Origin of the sequence: Ekhidna sp., from assembly GCF_965212185.1 — a bacterium.
In the GTDB taxonomy this organism is placed as follows: Bacteria; Bacteroidota; Bacteroidia; order Cytophagales; family Cyclobacteriaceae; genus Ekhidna.
On the sequence record NZ_OZ243102.1, the window covers coordinates 3,944,370 to 3,968,637 of the forward strand.

At 38.4% G+C, this 24,268-nt stretch carries 15 protein-coding genes; 9 read left to right on the forward strand and 6 right to left on the reverse strand.

All coding sequences use genetic code 11. From position 1 onward, the window contains the following. Positions 1 to 31: 31 nt before the first annotated feature. The 9 genes from ACOMC3_RS17255 to ACOMC3_RS17295 all read left to right on the forward strand — a co-directional run bounded on the left by ACOMC3_RS17255 (position 32) and on the right by ACOMC3_RS17295 (position 17,506). Complete coding sequence (locus ACOMC3_RS17255) at positions 32 to 4,984, forward strand: hypothetical protein (RefSeq protein WP_420317135.1); 4,953 nt, start codon at positions 32 to 34, stop codon at positions 4,982 to 4,984. A 313-nt stretch (positions 4,985 to 5,297) separates the two neighbouring features. Beyond that, complete coding sequence (locus tag ACOMC3_RS17260) at positions 5,298 to 6,665, forward strand: dipeptidase (protein WP_420317136.1); 1,368 nt, start codon at positions 5,298 to 5,300, stop codon at positions 6,663 to 6,665. 3 nt (positions 6,666 to 6,668) lie between these two features. Then, positions 6,669 to 8,603, forward strand: a complete 1,935-nt coding sequence (locus ACOMC3_RS17265; RefSeq protein WP_420317137.1) for a thioredoxin family protein — start codon at positions 6,669 to 6,671, stop codon at positions 8,601 to 8,603. Positions 8,604 to 8,621: 18 nt separating this feature from the next. After that, positions 8,622 to 9,923, forward strand: coding sequence for a peptidoglycan DD-metalloendopeptidase family protein (locus ACOMC3_RS17270; protein WP_420317138.1), 1,302 nt, complete (start codon positions 8,622 to 8,624; stop codon positions 9,921 to 9,923). A 79-nt stretch (positions 9,924 to 10,002) separates the two neighbouring features. After that, complete coding sequence (locus ACOMC3_RS17275; RefSeq protein ID WP_420317139.1) at positions 10,003 to 10,680, forward strand: OmpA family protein; 678 nt, start codon at positions 10,003 to 10,005, stop codon at positions 10,678 to 10,680. Between the two features lie 10 nt (positions 10,681 to 10,690). Continuing rightward, positions 10,691 to 12,745: an OmpA family protein gene (locus ACOMC3_RS17280; RefSeq protein WP_420317140.1), complete on the forward strand. Its 2,055-nt coding sequence runs from the start codon at positions 10,691 to 10,693 to the stop codon at positions 12,743 to 12,745. A gap of 61 nt (positions 12,746 to 12,806) precedes the next feature. Continuing rightward, the gene (locus ACOMC3_RS17285; RefSeq protein WP_420317141.1) at positions 12,807 to 14,207 is read left to right on the forward strand and encodes an aldehyde dehydrogenase family protein; all 1,401 of its coding nucleotides are present in this window, start codon (positions 12,807 to 12,809) and stop codon (positions 14,205 to 14,207) included. Between the two features lie 4 nt (positions 14,208 to 14,211). Further along, complete coding sequence (locus tag ACOMC3_RS17290; RefSeq protein WP_420317142.1) at positions 14,212 to 14,613, forward strand: hypothetical protein; 402 nt, start codon at positions 14,212 to 14,214, stop codon at positions 14,611 to 14,613. 79 nt (positions 14,614 to 14,692) lie between these two features. Next, positions 14,693 to 17,506, forward strand: a complete 2,814-nt coding sequence (locus ACOMC3_RS17295; protein ID WP_420317143.1) for an AsmA-like C-terminal region-containing protein — start codon at positions 14,693 to 14,695, stop codon at positions 17,504 to 17,506. A gap of 5 nt (positions 17,507 to 17,511) precedes the next feature. Here ACOMC3_RS17295 and rodA read toward each other — a convergent pair whose 3' ends face one another. From rodA to ACOMC3_RS17325, 6 genes are all read right to left on the reverse strand, one after another. Beyond that, positions 17,512 to 18,780 (reverse strand): rod shape-determining protein RodA, encoded by a 1,269-nt coding sequence (gene rodA, locus ACOMC3_RS17300; protein WP_420317144.1) that lies wholly within the window; start codon positions 18,778 to 18,780, stop codon positions 17,512 to 17,514. Continuing rightward, entirely contained in the window at positions 18,749 to 20,572 is a 1,824-nt protein-coding gene (locus ACOMC3_RS17305; RefSeq protein WP_420317145.1) for a penicillin-binding transpeptidase domain-containing protein, read from the reverse strand. The genes rodA and ACOMC3_RS17305 overlap by 32 nt, the downstream gene beginning before the upstream one ends. Further along, entirely contained in the window at positions 20,569 to 21,084 is a 516-nt protein-coding gene (locus ACOMC3_RS17310) for a Rod shape-determining protein MreD (protein WP_420317146.1), read from the reverse strand. The genes ACOMC3_RS17305 and ACOMC3_RS17310 overlap by 4 nt, the downstream gene beginning before the upstream one ends. Beyond that, the gene (gene mreC / locus ACOMC3_RS17315) at positions 21,081 to 21,881 is read right to left on the reverse strand and encodes a rod shape-determining protein MreC (protein WP_420317147.1); all 801 of its coding nucleotides are present in this window, start codon (positions 21,879 to 21,881) and stop codon (positions 21,081 to 21,083) included. The genes ACOMC3_RS17310 and mreC overlap by 4 nt, the downstream gene beginning before the upstream one ends. 7 nt (positions 21,882 to 21,888) lie before the next feature. Then, the gene (locus ACOMC3_RS17320) at positions 21,889 to 22,920 is read right to left on the reverse strand and encodes a rod shape-determining protein (RefSeq protein WP_420317148.1); all 1,032 of its coding nucleotides are present in this window, start codon (positions 22,918 to 22,920) and stop codon (positions 21,889 to 21,891) included. 87 nt (positions 22,921 to 23,007) lie between these two features. Then, complete coding sequence (locus ACOMC3_RS17325) at positions 23,008 to 24,258, reverse strand: TAXI family TRAP transporter solute-binding subunit (RefSeq protein ID WP_420317149.1); 1,251 nt, start codon at positions 24,256 to 24,258, stop codon at positions 23,008 to 23,010. Between the last annotated feature and the right edge of the window lie 10 nt (positions 24,259 to 24,268).

A 24,268-nucleotide genomic window follows, 5' to 3' on the forward strand; every position in this document is an offset into this window, starting at 1 on the left:
AGTGGGGACTTATAAATATCTTTAACGCTTGATGCGCTCGCTTCTACTATCAATTCTTGTAATCATTCTGGCCTTTAATTCAGTTCAGGCACAGCGGTATTCTGATGATAAAACAGCGTTCCGAACCCAGGTTATTGCCAAATTGAAATCCATAGGGACTGAATCAGGAAATAAGATCGCATTTGATTTTCAAAATGCATGGGATGGAAAATTTACTGATGCACAACAGACTAAAGCGCATCAGATAGCCCTTACAATGCAAAAGAAGGGATATAAGTTTTATCCTTATTTCTACCATTTCTTTACTTACCTCGCTTATTCGGTAGCTCAGGAAAACCTTCAAAGAGATCAATTAGATAAGTTATTGGAAATTAATGAACAAGTAGTTCATACACTCCCTAAATCTGAATACAAAGACTTTCTTTTTGGTTTGAATATCTATTTTGCCCGTAGATACCTCAGCTTAGACAAAAATCTTGTAATTCAAGCTCCTGAAGGCAGCTATGAGTTTAAACTTCTGGATGAATACATCGCTATTCAGCAGGTAGAAGAGTTAGAAGAGGTGGTTGATGAAGACTCTATTCCTTTAATTACTGAAGATGAAATGCCGGAAATCATTGAAGATACGGCAGATGATGCCTGGGGAAATAGTAACGACAGCTGGGGTAACTCCGATGATAGCTGGGGTAACTCTAATGATTCCTGGGGTGATAGTGACGATTCTTGGGGAAATGACTCCTGGGGAGATAGTGACGATTCCTGGGGCGACTCAAATGATAGTTGGGGGAATGATTCTTGGGGTTCCGCAGAAGAGGAAGAAGAACCAGTTTATGAAGCTCCTAAAGCCGTGAGGCCTAGTTACACACCAACAGTCCCCGATTATTTAACCTTAAAGCAATATCAATACTTGCACCCGGAACCAGAAGGACCCGTCATTGAACTTAAAAACGCGCGATTAGTCGTTGCTACACCGTATGATTCACTCAAAATGAAAAGCATCAATGGCACATTCATTTTAAAAAACAGAACGATAACAGCAAGTCAAGGGTCAATGGAATGGCCAGGTCAAAATGAAAAATTTAGAGGCGCAACGATACAACTGAAAGAATTCCATCTTAAAAAAGATCGTTCCGACTTCTGGACACCAAACGCCTCTTTACAATTTGAAGGATTAACTGGTGCTGGTCAAGTCGAAGGAGTATTTGAGTTCAAAAGTATTCCTCGACCAAAAAGAGCTAAAAGTAAATATCCAATCTTTACATCCAATAATGCCGATGTAACTGTTAAGCTATCAGATGATAAGCTTAGCTACACAGGAGGTATTCAGCTAAAAGGAAATCAACTTTTTGGTAAAGCTGTTTCTCGGAAACCCGGAACCCTTAAAATCAAAGATGGCAAAGGCAATGAAGTAGTATTAACCTCCAAAGAATTTTTTATAGGAGATTCACTGGTCTCTATGAATAGCGGATCAATGGTTTTATTGCATGGGAGTGACTCCATATTCCATAAGGCCGTAAAAGCAAAATATGATATTCCAAATAAGACGCTGACCATACTTAGAAACTCAACATTAACTCCATATAAATCCTCATACTTTGACATAAACATTAATGTAGATATGATTTCATGGCAAATGGATCAGGACTCTATTGCTTTAGAGATTATGAATGCAAAGGATATGATCCCTGCTACGTTCGAATCAGAAGATTTCTTTGATCTGGTCCGGTATCAAAAACTTGGGCGATTTCTGGATTTTCACCCCATCAATGCTGCTGTTTTTTATTCTCGCAAGTACAATACCCAAGAGTTTTATGTCGGAGAACTAGCCATGGAATACGGAATTGATGAGCGCTTCGCTCAAGGAGCAGGTAAAATTCTTTCTCAATATGGTTTTGCCGATTATAATGCTACAAGTGGTTTATTGAAGCTCTACCCTAAGGCTTTTCACTATTATGACGCAACTGCTGAAAAAGTTGATTTTGATAATTTAATGGTGCCTTCAAAAATCAAAAATGGCTCTAACGCCCATTTAGTACTAGATAGTGGTCAATTGAAGGTAAGAGGAGTTAGCAGGTTTTATTTTACTACTGATTTCAAAATTTATGCTGAGCCTGAAGACAGTACACTAACGATCCTTAAAGGTAGAAACCTCGAGTTTGATGGAATGATCCATGCAGGAGATTTTCAATATAAAGGAAGTGGCCATGAATTTGATTACCAGGAATTCATAGTCAATATGCCTCAAATTGATTCTGTCAGGATAACAATTCCTTTAGTTGACACAACAAGTACGGATGGAAATGTCGAGAAGGTTGCTCTTGATAATCAGATGACAGGAACTTCAGGAGTTCTTCATATAAATAGCAGTGACAACCATTCCGGAGTAAAAGAAAATAGAAGATATCCCTACTTCAATTCAGACAGTGATGCAGTTTTTTATTTTGACGGTAAAGAAATTTTGAATGGTGCTTATGATAAGTCAGTTAGATTTATAGTACCACCTTTTGAGATGGACAGCATTGAGCGTGAAGATGGAGAAAGTATTTCATTTGAAGGGACATTCAACTCTGGTGGCATATTTCCAACGTTTCCCGAAACATTAAAAATCCAGCCTGATAGATCACTTGGATTTACGCACCAGATACCAGATGAGGGATACAATCTTTATGGCACAGAAGCCAAAACATACGAAGAGATTCGATTGAGTAATAAAGGAATGAGAGGATATGGACAAATAGACTTTCTGACAACTACAATCTATTCAGATGATTTTATTTACTACCCAGATTCTGTTACAACAGACGGAACGGGTGGAGTCATTTCTCCTGGAAATTATAAAGGTGCCAGCTATCCTGAAGCTGTATTAGGTGCTTATGATATGTATTGGCTTCCAAGAAAAGACAGTATGTACCTAAGATCCGTTGGTGAGCCTTTCAAGTTTTATAATTCAACTGCTGAGCTCGAAGGTTTTGCTAACATTACAACAAATGGGGTTTATGGTGGAGGTACGATGTTGACTCGTGGTTCAAAATCCGTCTCATCAGATCTTACCTTTAAAGAGTTAGAATATGGAGCAAGGCATGCACGATTTGAGGTTTTGACAGACGACCCTGAAAAGCCTGCAATGGAAGGAGACGATATTAGGCTTGATTTTGACTTAACAAGTAATACGGCAACTATAAGGCCAGAACGAGTAGGAGTGGCGGCTATTTCCTTTCCATATGCTCAAATGAAAACATCGATAACAGAGGCTGTGTGGGATTTAGAGGATTCAGTTGTAGTAATGACAAAACCTGAAAATATCTCAATTGAAGACTCATACTTTTATACCACACGTGAGGACCTTGACTCACTTGCTTTTAATGCTGAAAGAGCTGAATATGACATCAATACACAAGAGCTGCTTGTTCAAGGGATTCCATACATAACAGTAGCTGATTCCAAAATCATTCCTGAAGGTAATGAAACAACCATCCTTGCAAATTCTGTCTTACAAGAGTTTAAAAATGCTGAAATCATTATCGACACCCTTAATGGGTATCATTACCTGGATCGAGCAAACATAAGAGTCATTTCAAGATTAAAATTTGAAGGAAATGCATACTATCAACAAATAGTAGATAAGGACACCTTCGACATCCGTTTCGATAGTTTTGAACTTAGAGAAGTCCCTGTTGGAACCGAAGACAAACGAGGAAATTTTGAAACCAGACTCATGACAGTTTCCGGTGGTGAAGTATTAGAAAATCAAAACCTTGTCATCTCTTCCGGATTCTTTTATAAAGGATCTGTTACTATGTATGCATCCAAGCCTGCACTTGAATTGGACGGATATATCAAGCTAGATTTAGCAGATCCAGATTATAATCATTGGATTCAATTTAAAAGGGTAGAAGGAGATCGTGATGTATACCTGCCTTTCGATAACGCACTAACTGAAAACAGTGAAAGGGTTTATTCAGGCATTCATATGAATGTAAGGGATGAGCTTTATACAACTTTTGCAGAAACAAAGGCCAGTGGGTCAGATTTAGATTTTTTCACCGCCAGCGGAGATCTCTTTTATACAGACACTATTCAAACGTATCGCATTGAGACGCCATCCAAAACCAGAGGTGAATCCTATCAAGGACATACTATGATATACACTGATAGCTCCAAGTCAATTGTATTTGAAGGTAAAGCCAACTTCATAAATCCTTTGAATGATCAAATAAAAATCAATGCGTCCATACTTGGAGTTGGCAATAAAGAATCCAATGAATATACTGCAAACGCAATGCTAGACATGGAATTTCCGGCACCAGCTGGCGCTTTCGAGATTATGGCTGAAGACCTGATTGAGATCATAGAACGAATAGGCCCACCTCTTGCTAATGACATTTCGCTTGAGCTGCTATTCAAATTGGCTAATCTCACCAATGACGAAACTGCCAAGCTTTATGAGCAGTCCAGTTTAAAAGATTACACGGCTCTTTCCTCTGTTTCAAAAGATCTTATTCGACCCCTGCTTATATCTGGTGTCAAAATGAAATGGAATAAAGATGAAAAAGCATGGCACAACACCACTAAACTGGCTATCTCAAATATTTATGAAAATGATCTCAATGCAAAGCTTGATGGATTCTTAGAAATAAAAAAAGATGAATCAGGCGCAGAAGTTGTCAATCTTTTTATACAGGCTGCTCCTGGCATTTGGTACTACATCGGTTATACATTCAACCAACTGATTCTGTATTCTTCCAATTCAGAGTTTAATGATTTGATTAAACAAAAGTCCAATGTAGAAAACTCAAAACCGGGTGAATTGATAATAGCAGTTGGTGACACAAATGAGACATTGGGTTTTATTAATGACTTTAGAGAAAAGTATTTTGGAATTAAAGAACCTTACAATTTGGTCTCACCTGATGAAATCAATGTGGAAGATGAAAACTTTGAGACCATCGAAAAAGATGAAGACGATGGGTTTGGGTTTGACTAGTTCAATTTTCAGATAACAGAGGAGAACAAACAAGACCTTCTTCAAATTTCCAAACAAGATTATTTTTATCGGCACTTATTGCCTTACATTCCGTTTGTTTTTGATTTCCAAAACATGTTTGCTGATTATTCAAATCCTGTACTTTCATAATCACATGAGATTACCTTATAGATAAAGTCGATAAATTTTTCATTATTAAAATGATGCTTAAATAAAGCTAATGATTAGTAAAATCATTTTAAGGACCCTTCTGACCCATTCATATGGAATGCTCCTTCTCCTGAATTAAGTTTGCTCCTCAAAATAATATCTTATGAGTGCCATTAACTACATCGAAGAACACAAAGAACAATTTCTAAATGAGCTCTTAGAGCTTCTCAAAATACCTTCAGTTAGTGCTGATAAGAAATTTGCCGGTGACGTGAGAAACGCTGCAGAATTTTTAAAAACGAGGTTCCAAGAGCTTGACACGCATGTAGAAATTTGTGAAACCGCCGGGTATCCTATTGTCTATGCCGAACACATCAAAGACCCTTCTTTACCAACTGTTTTAGTTTATGGGCATTATGATGTGCAGCCTGCTGACCCATATGAGTTGTGGGACTCTCCCCCATTTGAACCCGTAATTAAAAATGAAAAGATCTATGCCCGTGGTTCAGCCGATGATAAAGGGCAAGTTTATATGCATGTAAAAGCGTATGAAGCACTTCTCAAAACAGACAGCCTTCCATGCAATGTGAAATTCATGATCGAGGGAGAAGAGGAAGTGGGTTCTGAAAACCTTGAAATATTTGTCAGAGCCAATAAAGAAAAACTAGCTGCAGATGTCATTCTGATTTCAGACACGGCAATTCTCAGTAATGATACACCATCAATCACGGTTGGCCTTAGAGGGTTGAGCTATTTAGAAATTGAAGTAACCGGACCGAATAGAGATTTACACTCTGGAACATATGGAGGAGCAGTTGGCAACCCAATAAATACTTTGTGTCAGATGATTGGTTCACTTCACAATGAAAAAGGCGAAATAACCATTCCTGGATTTTATGACAAGGTTGAGAAACTATCTGATGAGTATCGTGAAAAAATGAATCAAGCACCTTTTGATCTGGATGCATACAAAAAGCATCTAGATATCAAAGCGGTAAAGGGAGAAGAGGGGTATTCCACCATTGAAAGAACAGGAATCCGACCGACATTAGATGTGAATGGCATCTGGGGTGGGTACATCGGTGAAGGTGCAAAAACCGTATTGCCATCAAAAGCTTACGCTAAAATCTCCATGAGATTAGTACCACACCAAAATAGTCATGAGATTACAGAGCTTTTCACTAAGCATTTCGAGAGTATTGCACCCGATCATGTCTCTGTGAAAATCACTCCGCATCACGGAGGTGAGCCATCTGTTATCCCAACAGATTCAATCGGTTATAAGGCGGCAGCAAAGGCTATGGAAAAAACGTGGGGTAAAGAACCAATTCCAACGAGAGAAGGAGGAAGTATCCCAATTGTAGCGCTTTTTCAGGAAGTATTAGCATTGGATTCGATTTTGATGGGCTTTGGACTAAATGAGGATGCCATCCATTCACCCAATGAGAGCTACGGCCTTTTTAATTATTATAGAGGGATTGAAACGATTTCTCATTTCTATCAGTTTTTCACTGACATGTCAAAATCATAATTGATGAAGAAAGTACTCTTTTTTACTTCATTCCTTCTATTAACACTCTCGGCATTTAGTCAGGTTTTAAAACCGATTGAGTGGAAGATAGAGTTTTCTAAAACCAACCCTGAAATTGGGGATGAGGTTGAGATTAAGTTTAAAGCAACTATAGAGAAAGACTGGTACTTATACTCATCAGATTTTGATCCGGATCTGGGTCCTTTAATAACAGAGTTTTCTTTTGATGAGAATGACACCTATGAATTAGTTGGAGAACTGACCCCAGTTAATCCGAAGAAAAAGTACGACTCTCTATGGGAAGGTGAATACACCTACTTTAAGAAAAAAGGACTTTTTATTCAGAAGGTCAAAATTCTAAAAGAAGACTTCAAAATAACAGGTGGATATTTTTATCAAGTCTGTTCTGATATTGACGGTAAGTGTATTCCGTTTGAAGATGAATTCACTCTTGGTGACACCTCAAATAATGGTGGAGATTTAAAAAAAAAGAATGAACCAGAGGAAGGAAGCCTTTGGTCAATTCTAATTACAGCATTTCTAGCAGGTCTAGTTGCCCTTCTAACTCCCTGTGTATATCCAATGATTCCTATTACGGTTTCAATTTTCTTGAAACAAAGCAAGTCAAGGAAGGAAGGAGTGGGTAAGGCACTCATTTATGGCTTATCTATCATCATCTTTTTTAGTCTCTTAGGGTTTCTTATCTCATTTATTTGGGGATTCACCGCATTAAATGAGCTTAGTACGCACTGGCTTTTCAATCTGATTATTTTTTCTGTTTTTATTCTTTTCGCACTTTCATTTTTCGGACTCTTTGAGATCACTCTTCCGTCAGGTCTTGTCACAAAAATTGACCATCAAGCAGATAGAGGTGGACTTATAGGTATTTTCTTTATGGCCATCACTTTAGTGTTGGTCAGTTTCTCTTGCACATTCCCTATTGTGGGAACAGCCCTTATCAACACTTTAAGTGGGGGTAGTATCATTGAAGGGACTACAGCAATGTTCGGCTTCTCATTGGCTTTTGCTATACCCTTCACTGGATTTGCCGTTTTTCCAGCTTGGCTCAAATCAATGCCTGAGTCTGGTGGCTGGCTCAATGCCGTTAAGGTTGTTTTAGGATTTCTTGAACTTGCATTAGCATTGAAATTTTTAAGTGTCGCAGATCTGGCTTATCACTGGGGAATTTTAGATCGTGAAGTGTTCATTGCACTTTGGATAGCAATTTTCGGGTTGCTTGGGCTTTACCTAATTGGTAAGCTCAAATTAAAGAGTGACCCTGATACCGATAAGATTTCAGTATTCAGGCTGATTCTGGCAGTTATAACTTTTTCATTTACTATATCTCTCATTCCAGGTTTATGGGGTGCCCCACTCAAGTCATTGTCGGGTTTCTTGCCTCCTATGGCCACTCATAATTTCAATCTATTGCAAGAAGAAGCTGGTGGAAATACTTGTGAGGAACCCTTATATGATAACATATTAGAATGGCCCCACGGATTAGAAGGCTACTTTGATTATGAACAAGCTTTGTCCTGTGCACAAGAGCAAAACAAGCCACTCTTTATTGATTTTACAGGACATGGTTGTGTGAACTGCAGAGAGATGGAACAACGCGTCTGGTCGGATCCGGCGGTGCTAAAAAGGCTAAGCGAAGATTTTGTGTTAGTTGCCTTATATGTGGATGACCGTACCATTCTTTCGAATGATTCATGGTATACCTCATCTTATGATGGTAAAACAAAAAAAACCATTGGTCAGCAAAATGCTGATTTTCAAATCACTCGATTCAATAATAACGCACAACCTTTTTATGTAATTCTCAATGAAGATGAAGATCTTATCATTGAACCACGAGCATACAATCTGAACATTTCTGAATTTGTTGATTTTCTGGATATTGCATTGGAAAACCACCGAAAACACGCAGTTTTGTAGCGTCATCAAACCATTTGCATGAGAAAATCGAGAAATTGGTTGGTAATAACCGGACTAACCATCGCTTTAATTTCAGGCATTTATTTTATTGTTCCGAAGCAAGATCAGATTGATATTGTTGAAGAAATTGAAATAGATTCTTCCTTCTTTCACTTACCAACACTTTATTATGGATATGCCATTGATTCTTTTGAAGTGGTAGAGGGTCGCGTAAAATGGAACCAAAACCTATCAGAAATTCTATCTAAATACAACATTTCCTTTAAGGACATTCATACGCTTGCACAAAATGCAAAGGACGTTTATGATGTAAGGAAACTGAAAGCGGGTTCTAATTACTCATTAATCCTAAACCGAGATTCTTTGAGAACAGCTCGTCAATTCATTTTCGAGCCCTCCCCATCTGAGTATGTTGTTTACAATCTTACCGATTCCATCTTTGCTCGATTAGAAAAAAAGCCGATTAATGTGGCTGAGCGCACCCTGGCTGCTGAGATCGAGTCTTCACTTTATAATTCATTGATGGATCTCGGTGCTTCTCCACTATTAGTACATCGTATGGTAGATGTTTTCGCATGGCAAGTAGACTTCTTTAGAATTGCCAAAGGAGACAAATTCAAATTAGTTTTTGAAGAGGAGACAGTAGACGGAGAAGTAATAGGAATCCGAAATATAAAAGGAGCATATTTTGAACATTGGGGCAAATCGTACTATGCCATTCCTTTTGAAACCGAGGAGAAGCTTGACTTCTTTGATGAAGCGGGCAACAGCTTAAGAAAAACACTCCTAAAAGCCCCGCTTGATTTTACGCGTATTAGTTCTCGATTTTCTCTTCGGAGGTTTCATCCGGTTCAAAAAAGATATAAGGCGCACTTGGGCACAGATTATGCAGCCCCTAGAGGAACGCCCATAAGAACAGTGGGTGATGGGGTAGTTTTAGAAGCTAAATATCATGGTGGCAATGGCAACTATGTGAAAATTAAGCACAACAGTAATTATACGACCCAATACCTGCATATGTCCAAAATTGCTAAAGGAGTGCGCCCAGGCGTAACTGTAAAACAAGGACAAACCATTGGTTACGTAGGAAGTACTGGGTTGGCAAATGGTCCACATTTATGTTATCGGTTTTGGAAGAACGGACGGCAGGTTGATGCACTCAAAGTTGACATCCCCTCTTCAAGTGGTATTGCTAAAGAAGAGTTGCAACAATTTAAGGTGGTTGCCGACTCAATTCGGTCAGTATTAGACAATATTGAATTTGAAGATCCAGGATCAATGCTGGCGAAAATACCTTCGAAACAAGTGGATAATCCTTAGTCAGAATTAAATCCGACTAACTATTCTTTAGATTTTGCATTTATTTACCTTATTTTGGCTTAAATCATCCAAAAAACACATGCGAAAAATATACCTATTAGCCTTTTTTTCGCTCGTCTTTTTTACTATCACAAAAGCCCAGGAGAGCAATGAAACGCTAGTGATTGTAAAAGGTAAGATGCTGAAGGCTACTGATTCGACAACTCTTGAGGGAAATATCCTTTATGAGAAGCTTCCATATTATGATGACATGGGAATGACTTCTGCTAAGTCGGACGGAAGCTTCGAGATGAATCTAGTGAAAGGGGAAAGTTACAATCTTTCCGTTACTAAGAATGGGTTCAAAAAATTTACTCAGGAAATTAAAGTCGAAGGAGATCAAACATTTAATATCTATCTGATAGAAGACATTGTCGAATTAATGAAACTTGAGAACCTCATTTTTTCCCGAGGTAGTGATCAAATTTCATCCAGCTCCTTTCAGGAATTAGATGAGTTAGCGCTGTATCTAAATGAAAACCCGACTTTAATTATCCAACTAGAAGGGCATACGGATTTTGCCGGAAACCCTGATGCTAACATGCGCCTTTCAGAAGCCAGGGTTTTGGCTGTGAAAGATTACCTTATCGCTAAAAAAGTTAAAAAAAATAGAATTTTCACCAAGGCCTTTGGAGGAACTCAACCTGTAACACAAGAACGTACCGATGAAGCCAAAGCACTCAATAGAAGAGTGGAAGTTCGCTTCATCCGCCGCTAAATTGATGCAAATGAAAAAGATTCACTCAATCATAATTGGACTACTCCTTATAGGATATGCCAATGCACAAGAAACTGTTGCATGGGGCACACAGGTAGTAGACGTCTCGTCTGAATATTCGCCATATGAATATTCCGCAATTCAGGTACTTCACAGACCGAATGTGTTACCTAGCGGAGGTGAAAACCCAAATGCATGGAGGCCTAAGAGTACAAATAAAGAGGAGTTCATTATGGTCTCCTTTCAAACCCCAATTAAAGCAAAACAGGTAGCCATCGCTGAATCTGAAAATCCGGGTGCTGTTAAGGCGGTTTATGGATATGATAGCGAGTACAATGAATATACCTTGTTTGAACTCACACCAAGGGATCTACCCATAGAATCAAGGCTATTGAATCTCTTTTTTGAAGAAACGCCGTATAAAATAGAGGCTATTCGTGTCGTTTTGGATTGCAGCATATCGGAGGGATATAATGCCATCGACGCAATTGGGATTTCAGCTTCCAATATTCCGATAAATGTCCTTCTCAATCTTGCCAAAGGTGTTAATAGCGAAGTAGATGCAGAAAAATTAAGCACTAATGTCAATAGCGACTATGTAGAGCATAGCCCGATCATTTCTCCAGATGGCAAAAAGCTGTACTTCAGCCGTCAGTTTCACCCAGACAATGTAGGTGGCGTTAATGATGCAGAAGATATCTGGGTTTCTGAAATGGATCCTGAAACCGGAGAATGGCTTCCGGCTAAAAACGTTGGACCCCCTCTTAACACTCAAGGACCAAACTTTATCAGCTCTATCACCAAAGTGGGTGACAAAGAAGTGCTGATTCTTGGCAATAGATATGGTAAAAAAGGTAGAATGTACACGGGTGTTTCAATGGCTTTCAGAGAAGGTGATTCGTTTACACAGCCTACGTCCGTTGAAATAGAAAACGAATATAATTATTCACCCAATGCAGATTTCTTTTTGGTTTCTGGAGGCGAGGCTATGATCATGTCAGCAGAGCGAGATGATACCTATGGTGATCGTGACCTTTATGTATGTTTCAAAAAGGAGGATGGTTCATGGTCTGAGCCAATGAATCTTGGTAATGATATTAATAGCATTGGCGAAGAGGAATCCCCATTTATGGCTGATGATGGAAGAACATTGTATTTTTCATCTGATGGATATACAGGATATGGCGGAGCTGATATTTATGTATCATTTAAGCTTGATGATAGCTGGAAAAGATGGTCTGAGCCAGAAAATCTTGGCCCTGGAATTAATAAAGAAGGAAATGACGAATATTTTAGCATCCCTTCAACTGGCCAAAATTTATATTTTACAAGAGGCGCTAAGGGTGAGGACACAGACATATTTAGCTTTAAAGTAGAAGACCTGTTTTCAGATCAGGTTGAATCACCATTGGCTACCTCAGTAGACCATTTGCTGCCGCCAAAAGAAATAATTGCTACAGTTTCCGGTTCTGTCTTGGATGCTAATACCAATAAGCCTGTTCAAGGAGCCACTTTACTTATTGAAAGACTTCCAGACGGTCTTGATATTGGACATGCTGCAACTGACTCTGCGGGTGCTTTCAGGTTTTCAGTACAAGGAGGTTGGCAGTATGGATTAATTGGTGAGGCAGAGGGTTACATCTCAGAAACTGAAAGACTAGATTTCGTGAAGCTAGAAAAATCAGATACGGTTGAACAAGACATTCGAATCTTCCCGATTCAGAAAGGAGAAACCATTGAGTTAAAGAACATTTTCTTTGACTTTGACAAGGCAGAGCTTAAAACGGCCTCATATCCTGAATTGAATCGTATACTTGATTATCTCAAAGAAGGAACCATTGAAAAAATTCATATAACTGGCCATACAGATAATGTAGGACCTGAAAATTACAATATGACACTTTCTGGTAAACGTGCTAAATCTGTCATGGATTACTTCATTAGAAATGGTATTTCAAGAGAAAGATTATCGTTTAAAGCATTTGGAGAATCACAGCCAAAAGTTGCTAATGATACGCCTGAGAATAGACAAAAGAATCGACGTGTAGAATTTCAGATTCAATAGAAATATTAAAGACTTGAAAATTAGTCAGCTTTTCCAAGCTGACTTTTTTTATTTTTAATCCATGGATACAGCTACAAAATCCCACATTCGAGACCTTTTTTACCAAGTAAAAAGGCATTCTATTGAACTGCGAACCAGCTCTGCTCAAGAAAGAAATGCACTTTTAAAGAAAATGGAGGATTGGATTATGTCGAATAAGACTGAAATTCATGAAGCCGTTCATAAAGACCTCCAAAAGCCTCCTCTTGAAACTGAACTTACGGAAGTTTTTGTAGTCCTTTCAGAAATTAGAAAAGCTCGCAAGAATCTAAAGTCATGGATTATGCCAAAGCCAGCGGCAACCAGCATAACCTATCTTGGGACACGAGCAGAAACATTCTATGAGCCGAAAGGCGCATGCTTGATAGTTGCACCTTGGAATTATCCTTTTCAATTAGCTATTGGCCCTTTAGTTTCTGCTATAGCTGCTGGAAATACGGCAATTATTAAACCTTCCGAATTCTCTGAAAATACTTCCGAAATCATTCATAAGATGTGTAATGAGATTTTCAAACCGGAAGAAGTTTCTGTGGTGTTGGGAGCCGTTGATGAATCCCAAGAGCTTCTTAGTCTCCCTTTCGATCACATCTTCTTTACTGGCAGTCCTCAAGTAGGAAAAATAGTAATGGAAGCAGCTTCCAAGCACCTCTCCTCTATTACTTTAGAGCTAGGTGGTAAATCTCCAACAATCGTTGATAAAAGTGCCAACATAAAAGATGCTGCACAAAAAATTGCCTGGGGCAAATGGCAAAACGCTGGTCAAGTTTGCATCGCTCCAGATTATCTGTTTGTTCATGAAGATGTTAAGGATAAGTTGGTAGAAGAACTAGTTGTTCAATCCAACAAAATCTATGGTTCTAGTGATACTTATGGAGGAATAATAAACAGGCATCATCATAATCGAATAAACGACTTAATGGCAGATGCCATAGAAAAAGGTGCAGATATCGAATTCGGTGGCAAATCTGATAGAGCTAATCTTCGTTTTACACCAACTCTACTTTCGAATGTTTCAAGCGAATCTCGCGTGTTGGAGGAAGAAATATTTGGACCAATACTGCCGCTAATGGTGTACAAAGAATTGAATGAAGTAATAGACTTTATTAATCAAAAACCTAAACCATTGGCTCTTTATGTATTTTCGAGAAAATCTTCAGTGATCGAAAAGGTGAAGAAAGAGACTAGTTCAGGTATGATGACAATTAATGATGTGGTTCTTCAATTCGCACATCCAAATTTACCGATCGGTGGAGTAAACAACAGTGGGATAGGTAAAGCCCATGGTCATGCAGGCTTTATTGCTTTCTCCAATGAAAAAGCGGTGGTAAAACAGCGAATTGGATGGACCATGGCCAAAAGTGTATATCCTCCATACTCTGCATTCAAAAAATTTATGATTGACTTCATGGTTAAGTATTTTTGAGATTGTGAAAAAACTACAATTAATTGTTTTAGTTCTTGCTTTCTCATGCGGTACAAATTCAGATGAGAAAGGCAATATGAGACCTTTAGAATGGCAAGGTACATGGGTAGCTGAATGGGAGACACCACCAGAGTCATATCCTGGAATAGAGGACATGGAGTTTTATATGGAAGGACGATTTGTCTTTACCGAGGACAGCCTTACAAAAATTGTTTATGGTTACCCGGGCTGCATTTTTGCTGTAGATACTTTATCACATACACAGTCCTGGTACGTTTCCAATGACACGCTGTTTCTGATTAATGAGCCTGAAAACCCAGGAATGACATACCGTGTTGCTTCCAAATCTGAAAATAGAATCCAGCTACAGCTTATGGATGACATATTTGTTACCCTCTCAAAGTAGGTTTCATTTCATTAAATATTTAGCCTGACTTATTAGATGGGCATCTTTCTCATTAATTTGGTGGTAAATTAATAGTGCCATGAAAAAAGTTTTGATCATTCTAGGTGTTGTTGTTGTCATACTGATAGCAGCAATCATCATACTTCCAATCATTTTTAAAGATGATGTTAGAAAAGCAATCGATGATTCTATGGCTGAAAGCATTGATGCCAATGTATACTATGATATAGATGGCTTTAGCTTATCCCTGATTAAAAACTTTCCAGACGTCACTGTCAGTATGAGTGATTTTGGGATCGTGGGTAAAGGAGCCTTTGAACAAGACACCCTCGTGGGCGTCAATAATTTTCTTGTCACTGTAGATCTAATGTCAGTCATCAGTGGTGATCAGATCATCATTGAGGAAATAGCATTGGATCAACCCAAAATAATGGTGAAGGTATTACCAGATGGTACCGCAAACTATGACATAGCAAAAAGCACTGAAGAAGAATCTGTTGAAGAAAATATAGATACCTCTAGTGAAGGAAATGTTAGCATTGGTATTAATAAATGGAGCATAACTAATGCTAGTCTAAAGTACTTGGATCAGTCACTGAATTTCTATACAACACTCATTGGTTTAAATCATGAAGGATCCGGTGATTTTAATCTTGATGTTTTTGACATGTCTACCAATACAACCGTTGATGCCGCTTCTTTGGGCTTTGAAGGTGTGGAATATGTTTCTAATAAAACGCTAGATCTGGCTGTCATTCTAAATATGGATCTCGGCCAAATGAAATTTACCTTTAAGGAAAATCGAATTGCTGTCAATCAATTCGCTATGAATATTGATGGGTTTGTCAGCATGCCTGGTGATGATATTGAAATGGATATCAATTTTGGTGGTAGTGATATTAGTCTCACTAGTATATTATCATTAATTCCTGGTGTTTATCAAGAATATCTTGATGGAGTAGATGCCAGTGGCAATATTGGTTTTAATGGATATGTAAAAGGTACATTTAATGAAACTTCAATGCCTGCAATTGCCGCCAATTTATCCATTGACGATGGTGGTGTCAAGTATGCTGATTTTAATATCCCAATTGAAAACATAAATCTAAAATCGAGCTTTGATTATCCCTCAGCAGATTTGAGTGAAACAAGCTTCAACATTGATAATTTTTCGATGTTGGTTGACGGTGAATCAGTTTCATCTTACTTAAAATTCAAGAACTTAGAAAACTATCAATGGGATTTTGGCTTTGAAGGAAATGCAGATTTAGAAAAGATAACAAAGGTTGTTCCACTGGAAGGAGTGACTCTCATGGGCAAGATTAATGCAAAGTTGAAAAGTTCTGGTATGATGTCAGAAATTGAGGCTGGTAGATATGAAAACCTACCTACTTCAGGTAATCTTAGTATAAATGACTTTTTGTTCAGGAGTGCCGATTTACCTCAAGGTTTTGAAATTTCTAAAGCGAATCTCTCTTTCAACCCATCAGAAATTAGTCTTTCTGAATTCTCTGCTAAATCTGGAAATTCTGATTTTAGTCTAACTGGGAAGGTGACCAATTTCTTAGCATTTGCTTTATCCGAAAATGGTGTTTTAGCTGGGAGTTTAGATTTTTCATCATCACTCATAGATCTTGATGAATTAATGCCAGAAGAGAGTTTGGAAGAAGAAGAAACTACAGACGAGCCGCTGGAAGTTGTTAGGATCCCTGAAAATATTGATTTTACTCTAGCTTCCTCGATTGACAAAATCGCATACTCTAATATGCCTATCACTGATTTTAAAGGCAAGATTGTTATACGGGATGGTGCAATCTTACTTGAAAAAAATACTTTCAGCATGCTGGACGGGAACTTTGAAATGACCGGTTCTTACGTTACCAAAGATCTTGATCAACCTAAATATGATCTTGGATTTAAAATTCAAGGGCTATCAATTGCCAGTGCGTTTAACACCTTTGAAACCGTTCGAAATTATGTGCCTATTGCAGAGCAGGTGACTGGCAAATTTTCAGCTGACTTTAGTACTGAAGGACTGCTTGGTGATGACATGATGCCTCTAATGGATGAAATTTATCTCCAAGGTCTAGTCAATATTGCTCAGGCATCATTAGAAAAAGGTCAATTCGTTCAAAAACTATCAGCTGTTACATCACTTAAGCCAGGAGCTAAATCTGCAGATGGAGAAGCGGATCCGATCTCTCTTAAAGATGTGCTGATTCAAACTGAAATAAAGGATGGCCGATTATTCATAGAGCCGTTTGAGTTGAATGTAGGTGGTCAAAATGCCTTAGTTGGTGGCAACAACACACTTGATGGTCAACTTGATTATTCCATGCTTTTGAAAGATATCCCAACCGGCCAAATCGGTAATGCACTAAACAGCGCTTTGAGTTCTTTAACAGGTGGTAAAAAGCTGGTCTCAGATAAGATTAATCTTAACCTTGGAATTGGAGGGACCTACGATGATGTTGCAGTAAAACTTCTTGGTACTAGTGATGCTTCAGGTGGTAAAAGCACAAGTGCAACAGAGTCTTTCAAGCAGGAATTGACATCAAAAGTTGATGGTGAGAAGGAAAAAGCAGAGGCCGAATTGGTGGCAAAGAAAGAAGAACAAAGACAAAAAATCATGTCCGAAGCACAAACTAAAGCCGAACAAATAAGATCTCAAGGAAAGGCCAGTGCTGAGAAGATTAGACAAGAAGGATATGCTGCTGCTGATAAAGTCCTGGCTGAAGCAGGTTCAAATCCTATCAAAAAGAAAGTTGCAGAAGAAACAGCAAAGAAGTTAAGATCAGAAGCAGATAAAAAGGCAAATGCTGTTGAAGCGGAAGCAAACCAAAAAGCAGATCAATTAATCAGTGAGGCCCAAGACAAAGCCTCTAAAATTTAATTGGCTTACCACCTCTGCAGAACCTGCATTCTATGGGCGTCTAACTTAAGAAAGCTAAATAGTAAAATAGTAAACGCCCATAATGAGGAGCCTCCGTAACTAAAAAATGGAAGAGGTATTCCTATTACAGGGAAGAGACCAATTGTCATTGCAATGTTTACACTAAAGTGGAAAAATATGATCCCCACTACACTATAGCCATAAATTCTAGAGAATGTGGATTTTTGACGTTCAGCTAGATGCGTTAATCTTATTAATAAAGTTGTAAATAGGGCCAAAACGAATATGCTACCGAGCCACCCCTGTTCTTCTCCAATGGTGCAGAAAATAAAGTCGGTTGTTTGCTCCGGTACAAAATCAAACTTGGTTTGAGTTCCTTCAAGGTATCCTTTCCCAGCAAATCCTCCTGAGCCAATTGCAATCTTTGATTGAGTCACATTCCAGCCGGCACCTAATGGGTCTATGTTAGGGTTTACTAGTGAAAGAACCCTTTTTTGTTGATGTGGCTTTAGTACATCAGTAAGAATGAAGTCAACACTTCTTACAGAAAATACCACCACAATAGCTGAAGCCACAATGTAAAGAAGCCTTTTTGGTTTTCTTGCATTTATTCCCAATGCCAAAAGTGTTAGTATGGCAATTCCTGCAAGCAAGACCGTCTGACTCAACAAAAGTGTTAATACAAAAACCAAAAAAATTGATATTCCAACAATCAGGAGTAATGGAGGCATTCCCTCTCTAAACATCGGTATTACTAGAGCAGCAAATACCAATGCAGTCCCCGTATCTCCTTGAAGGACCGTCATTGCCATCGGCAATATTATAATTGCAAAAGCAACAGCGAGTGTATTAAGATTTGCAAGCTTCCTGGTGGAATGATTCAGGTATTTTGCCAAAGCAAAGGCCGTTGCAAATTTTGCGAATTCAGAAGGTTGAAGTCCAAAACCACCAATCCCTACCCATGACTTTGAGCCAGCAACTTCCTTGCCTCCTATTAAAATGAACAACAACAGCGCCATAATCACGCCATAAATCAAGTAAGCGAACGAATCAAAAAATTTATAATCAAAGAAGAAGATTGTAAGTGCTATAACAACGGATGTTACAATCCAAATTAGCTGCTTCCCAGCACTTGTGCTAAAATCAAATATGCTTTGGTTAAGATCTGGGTCATATTCTGCCGCATAGATATTCAGCCAGCCTGCGATCACAAGCAACCCAAATAAAAGGACTGAGAGCCAGTCAGTTTTCTGCGAGAGTGGGTCTTGGCGCATTTTGAGGTAAATATCTTTCTTCTAACACATAATCTTCCAGCCATGGCCGGGATACTTTGCCAAGTATATACTTTTCAGCAAGCAAACTTGCCACAGAAACTGCGGCTCTTCCACCTTGACCAGCATTTTCTACATAAGATGCAATTGAGATTCTTGGATCATCCATTGGTGCAAATCCCATAAAACCTGAATGATCTTCTCCATGTGGATTCTGAACCGTACTCGTTTTCCCCGCCAATTTTAAAGCATCCATGTACCCCCTAATGCCAGAGCCTGCTTTTACCACCTGCTCCATTCCAAGAATAATTGGATCGAATAGTTTCTCATCATAGGGTAATATCTCTTTTTCAATATTTGGATTTGGCCATCCTTCAATTTTATCAACTACATGTGGAGTGATAAAATATCCTTTATTAGCTAAAATAGCTGCTAAGTTGGCCATCTGTAGTGGGGTAACTAATAGTTCCCCCTGACCAATACTTAATGATGCAATGTTTGAGTACTTCCACCTGTTTTTCCCATATACTCTATCGTACCATTCTATACTTGGAACATTTCCTGGCTTCTCATTAGGAAGATCCACACCCAAAGTTCTGCCAAGGCCAAATTGCTTCACATGCTCCCTCCATTTTTCATATCCTATTCTTGAATCCAGAAATTGACTTTCATCTTCGCCTTGTTCTACGACTCTTTTCATAATCAAGTAGAAATAATTATTGGAAGATTTAGTAATTGCTTTAATCATATTATATGGCCCAGGAGGAGCTAAATCTCCAATGTTGGATCCGTCCGTACGTATGATTTCATCTTGTCTTACTACCCCTTCATGCATCGCAATTATCCCTTGGATGGTTTTAAACATGGATCCTGGAGGATACATTGCCTGAAGCGGACGATTAAACAATGGTTTATCTTCATTGCTATTAAGCTCAGGAAAATTTTTACTTAGATTCTTACCGCTTAAAAGTTGAGGATCATATGATGGCGCTGATACAAACGCTAATATTCTTCCGGTTTTAGGCTCGATAGCAACTACACTCCCAACCTTTCCTTCCATTAACTTTTCAGCATACTGCTGTAGCTCCAAATCAATGGTTAGGTGAATGCTCTCACCTGGCTTTGGTAAGGTATCATATTCCCCATCTCGATAATCATCCTTAATGATACCCTGTACATTCACTACTTTATAAGTGGCCCCTCTTTTTCCTCTTAAGTATCTTTCATAAGATTTTTCTATTCCTCCTATTCCAATATAGTCTCCAGATCGATAGTAGTTCGCGGTATCTCTGTTTAAGTCCTTGCCACTCACTTCCCCAACATATCCTACCACATTGGCTAGTGATGCTGTATTATATGATCTTACTGTACGCGGTAAAACATAAAATCCTGGATAATTGATAAGTTGATCCTGGAGCTTGGCAAATAGATCATCCGACAGCTGTTCCACAAGTTTTGATGCCAAAATGGGTGAGTATTTTTTAGCCTCCTGCAAGCGAGCATCCAATTCCTCTCTATCAATTTCAAGTAATTGGCAAAATGTCGTGGTATCCGAAATTTCTGCCTCTTTTGGTACCACCATCAAATCATAAACAGGTGAATTGTAAATGACCAGACTGTCATTACTATCATATACCAAGCCGCGAAACGGGTATTGAGTGATTTTTTGTACTACATTATTTTCAGCCGCTACCTTGTAGTCCTCTTCTAACAACTGAATGTAAAAAAGTCGAGCAGCAAACGTAATAGCTACTAAAACAATTAATCCTCGTATGATAATCCCACGACCACTCATATGCGTCTTCTCTTTGGGGTTATCGCAAAGTTGATTGCAAAAATTACTACCGAACTAAAAATAGCGCTAAAGAATACTTTGCCAATTACCATTCCGAATAAATGAAACCCTCCATTTTCAACGAAAAAGATGATAAAATGGTGAATAAAGACCAATGGAAAAATATAAAAAACAAAGCCTGCTTTCTTTAAACTTTCAATATTTAGATTGGTAAGTTCATCTAAATCGTCATTGATAATATTTAGCCAGAAGGATCTAATGAACATGATAAATACAGATGCCGATGCATGAATTCCTGGAGTATCTGTAAACGCGTCAACAAGAAGCCCAGAAAAAAAACCAATCACCATGAGGTAGCTTCTTCCAAGAGTCCGGGGTAGAAGCAAAAGAAAACCAACATAAAAAAAAGAGTAAGCTTGATTAAATAGTGTAATACGATGAACAAGAGGAAGTTGCACCAACAAAAGCAGGATTAGATTAACAATTTGCTCTTTTATATTAACTCTTGTCATAAGGCTTTTAAAGAATCTTTTTCTTCTTTCAACAAATCTTTGATCACAAAGACATGGTAAAGACTAGAAAAATCAGTCGCCAACTTAATCTTCGCTTCATAAAATGTCATATGATCTTCAAGGTTTAAGTCATCTACAATTCCAACCAAGATGTTTTCTGGAAAAACAGAGTTAAAGCCAGAAGTGACAATCGAATCTCCAACTTGTAAGTCAATATGCCTGGGAATATACTTCAAGCCCGCACGATCGAATGCTTCCTGGTCCCACTGAACCGTACAATTTGTTTCGGTTCGCTTCACTTTAGAAGAAATCATGAGTTTAGGATGAAGAAGCGAGTAAATGGTCGAAAAGTTATTGGTCACAGATTTTACTTGGCCCACTACTCCAAAGGATCCAATGACTCCCATGCCAACCTGAACACTATCCTTTTTCCCTGCAGAGATGGTGATAAAGTTGGTACTCCTATCAAAAGTATTATTGATAACACGCGCTCCGATTACAAGATACTGATTGATTGTATCAGTACTTGCCCCTTTTTTATTCTGTAGCATTCTTAGCTCTTGCTGCAGCATTTCATTCTCCTGCATGAGCTGTTTATTAATTTCTGTCAGCTGAAAATAATTGCCAACATTTTCAGATGTTTGAGAGACAGAAGCTACTACTTCGTTACTTGAATTTAAGAAAGCGGCATTTTGCCGATTGTTGAAATTGATGAGAAGCCACACACTTAGAATTTCCAAGCCTAGAAAAACGGCTATCTCTCGTTGTTGATAGAGGAAATCTAAAAGCCTTTGCATTCACTTCTTAGGTCATCAATACTGCCTTGAATTGGTTTACGTTTTTAAGAGCTGCACCAGTTCCTCTTACAACTGCTCTTAAAGGGTCTTCGGCGATGTGTATCGGAAGCTTGGTCTTCATAGCAAGTCGTTTGTCCAACCCACGAAGCATCGCTCCACCGCCAGTCAAGTAAATCCCATTGTCATAAATATCCGCTGAAAGTTCAGGAGGTGAAATCTCTAAAGCTTTGAGAACCGCTTCCTCAATTTTGGATACAGACTTATCTATTGCAAATGCGATCTCTGAATAAGAGATTTTAATAACTTTTGGAATTCCAGTCATTAAATCCCTGCCCCGAATTTCAAAATCTTCAGGCGCATCCTCATCTAATTCTGTCAATGCCGATCCCACCTCGATCTTTACTTTCTCCGCTGTGCGCTCACCAATGAGAAGATTATGTTGTCTTCTCATGTAATCTAAAATGTCCTTATTAAATGAATCGCCGGCAACTCGTATCGACTGATCACATACAATTCCACTCAAAGCAATTACCGCAATTTCAGTTGTACCTCCTCCAATATCCACCACCATACTACCAACTGGCTGATCAATGTCTATTCCTATTCCAATTGCCGCTGCAATTGGTTCGTGAATCATATAAACTTCTTTAGCACCAGCATGCTCTGCGGAATCTCTAACTGCTCTTTTTTCAACTTCTGTAATCCCTGAAGGAATACAAATAATCATTCTATGAGAAGCAGGGAAAAAACTTTTCTTGCCTTTATCCATCATTTTGATCATTCCTCTGATCATATGCTCTGCTGCATGGAAGTCAGCAATTACCCCATCTTTCAGAGGCCTTATCGTTTTGATGTTTTCGTGGGTTTTTTCATGCATCTGCATCGCCTCTCTCCCGATTGCCAACACTTTATTTGTGTTTTTGTCAATCGCGATGATGGATGGTTCATCTACAACTACCTTATCCTTACTGATAATCAGTGTATTGGCAGTACCTAAATCAATAGCTATGTCGCTCTGGAAAAAATCAAAAAGACCCATGAATGCTCACTCGAATTTGAGCACGAATTTAGGTTCGATTTTGCATAAAAACTAAAGCATCAACAAAATGTGATAAAACTTTCATTTTTAAGAAGTTGTGCGGTCCATTTTTGCTTTCAAAAAGCGCATTTTTCCACGTAGCTCATTGATGGTCTCTTTTGACAATTCCATATAAATTCTAAAACTGTCATTCGCCACAAGTTTTTCAGCTATCAACATCTCAAATGCTTTATTCTGTGCGGCTTGCACCCTTTTGACATTTTCTACTGCCGTTGGAATTTGATTAATTTTTGGTATGAGGTTTTTAATGTGCATGAGATCCTCATAGAACTCATCAATTTTATCCTTTTTAGCTTGAGCCTGCCATTTGGTTAACGATACAATTCCACTAAAAATAGCAATCACAATGGAAAGGATAACTCCCCCCAGTTCAGCATACCGCTCCAGAAAACTTGGTTCATCACGATCTAAAAAAGTTCGGGCTCCTTCATGAAGTGGGATATTTAAAATTCCTTGATTAAAGTCTTCACGTAATCCATTAAAAAGTAATGGATCAATAGAAGTAAAAACTTGCCTGTTTCTAAGCATCGTTTTGGAAAAGTCATTGACTGTAACTTCCAATAAGTCTGACCTAACGATCATAATCAGATCTACAGACAAAGTCACAACTGGTTCTTTTGTAAATCCCCAATAAGAATTTTGGGGGATAATAAAAGGTGATAACCTTGGGTATTTTAGTGAGATCCCCTCTACAACCGATGCATTACCAATATTTTGAATATCATCAAATGAAAAAAGCTTAAAACCCTCATAATTTCTCAATTTCTCAAGAGTGAACAAATTGGTAAATTCAACAATAACAACAGCTTCACCCATTGCAAAAGTCACATTGATTCGATCGGGATCCAATCCATAAAAATCAAATAAATCCATCATCATATTATACGTTGGGGATTCTGGCCTACCTATATATATTGGCCCAGCGTAAACCATGGATTCAAAAGAGCTTCCTTCGATATCCTCTCGATGAAAGATGTGAAGTACTTCCGAGTAAACTGAAAAGGCAGAACTAAGACCCGGACGATAGTTAACGTAATTTTCAACCAGACCTATATCTATACTTCCTGAGGCAATACTATCAAGATTCGCCTCTGTGCTTATTCCCTCTATGAGTTGAATATCCACATTATAGAATTGACTTTCCAATAGCTGCTCCATCCGCAGAGCAATTTCTTCGTTAGGACCTTCATTATTATATATAAAAGTGAAACTGTTTAGTGTTGGATTGCATGAAGTCAGCAAAAAAATGACCCCTAAAACTTGAATGACCTTCTTCATAACTGCATAT

Coding starts and splice junctions, on each gene's coding strand:
- ACOMC3_RS17255 (WP_420317135.1), top strand. CDS start 32: ATGCGCTCGCTTCTACTATCAATTCTTGTAATCATTCTGGCCTTTAAT.
- ACOMC3_RS17260 (WP_420317136.1), top strand. CDS start 5,298: ATGAGTGCCATTAACTACATCGAAGAACACAAAGAACAATTTCTAAAT.
- ACOMC3_RS17265 (WP_420317137.1), top strand. CDS start 6,669: ATGAAGAAAGTACTCTTTTTTACTTCATTCCTTCTATTAACACTCTCG.
- ACOMC3_RS17270 (WP_420317138.1), top strand. CDS start 8,622: ATGAGAAAATCGAGAAATTGGTTGGTAATAACCGGACTAACCATCGCT.
- ACOMC3_RS17275 (WP_420317139.1), top strand. CDS start 10,003: ATGCGAAAAATATACCTATTAGCCTTTTTTTCGCTCGTCTTTTTTACT.
- ACOMC3_RS17280 (WP_420317140.1), top strand. CDS start 10,691: ATGAAAAAGATTCACTCAATCATAATTGGACTACTCCTTATAGGATAT.
- ACOMC3_RS17285 (WP_420317141.1), top strand. CDS start 12,807: ATGGATACAGCTACAAAATCCCACATTCGAGACCTTTTTTACCAAGTA.
- ACOMC3_RS17295 (WP_420317143.1), top strand. CDS start 14,693: ATGAAAAAAGTTTTGATCATTCTAGGTGTTGTTGTTGTCATACTGATA.
- rodA (WP_420317144.1), bottom strand. CDS start 18,780: ATGCGCCAAGACCCACTCTCGCAGAAAACTGACTGGCTCTCAGTCCTT.
- ACOMC3_RS17305 (WP_420317145.1), bottom strand. CDS start 20,572: ATGAGTGGTCGTGGGATTATCATACGAGGATTAATTGTTTTAGTAGCT.
- ACOMC3_RS17310 (WP_420317146.1), bottom strand. CDS start 21,084: ATGACAAGAGTTAATATAAAAGAGCAAATTGTTAATCTAATCCTGCTT.
- mreC (WP_420317147.1), bottom strand. CDS start 21,881: ATGCAAAGGCTTTTAGATTTCCTCTATCAACAACGAGAGATAGCCGTT.
- ACOMC3_RS17320 (WP_420317148.1), bottom strand. CDS start 22,920: ATGGGTCTTTTTGATTTTTTCCAGAGCGACATAGCTATTGATTTAGGT.
- ACOMC3_RS17325 (WP_420317149.1), bottom strand. CDS start 24,258: ATGAAGAAGGTCATTCAAGTTTTAGGGGTCATTTTTTTGCTGACTTCA.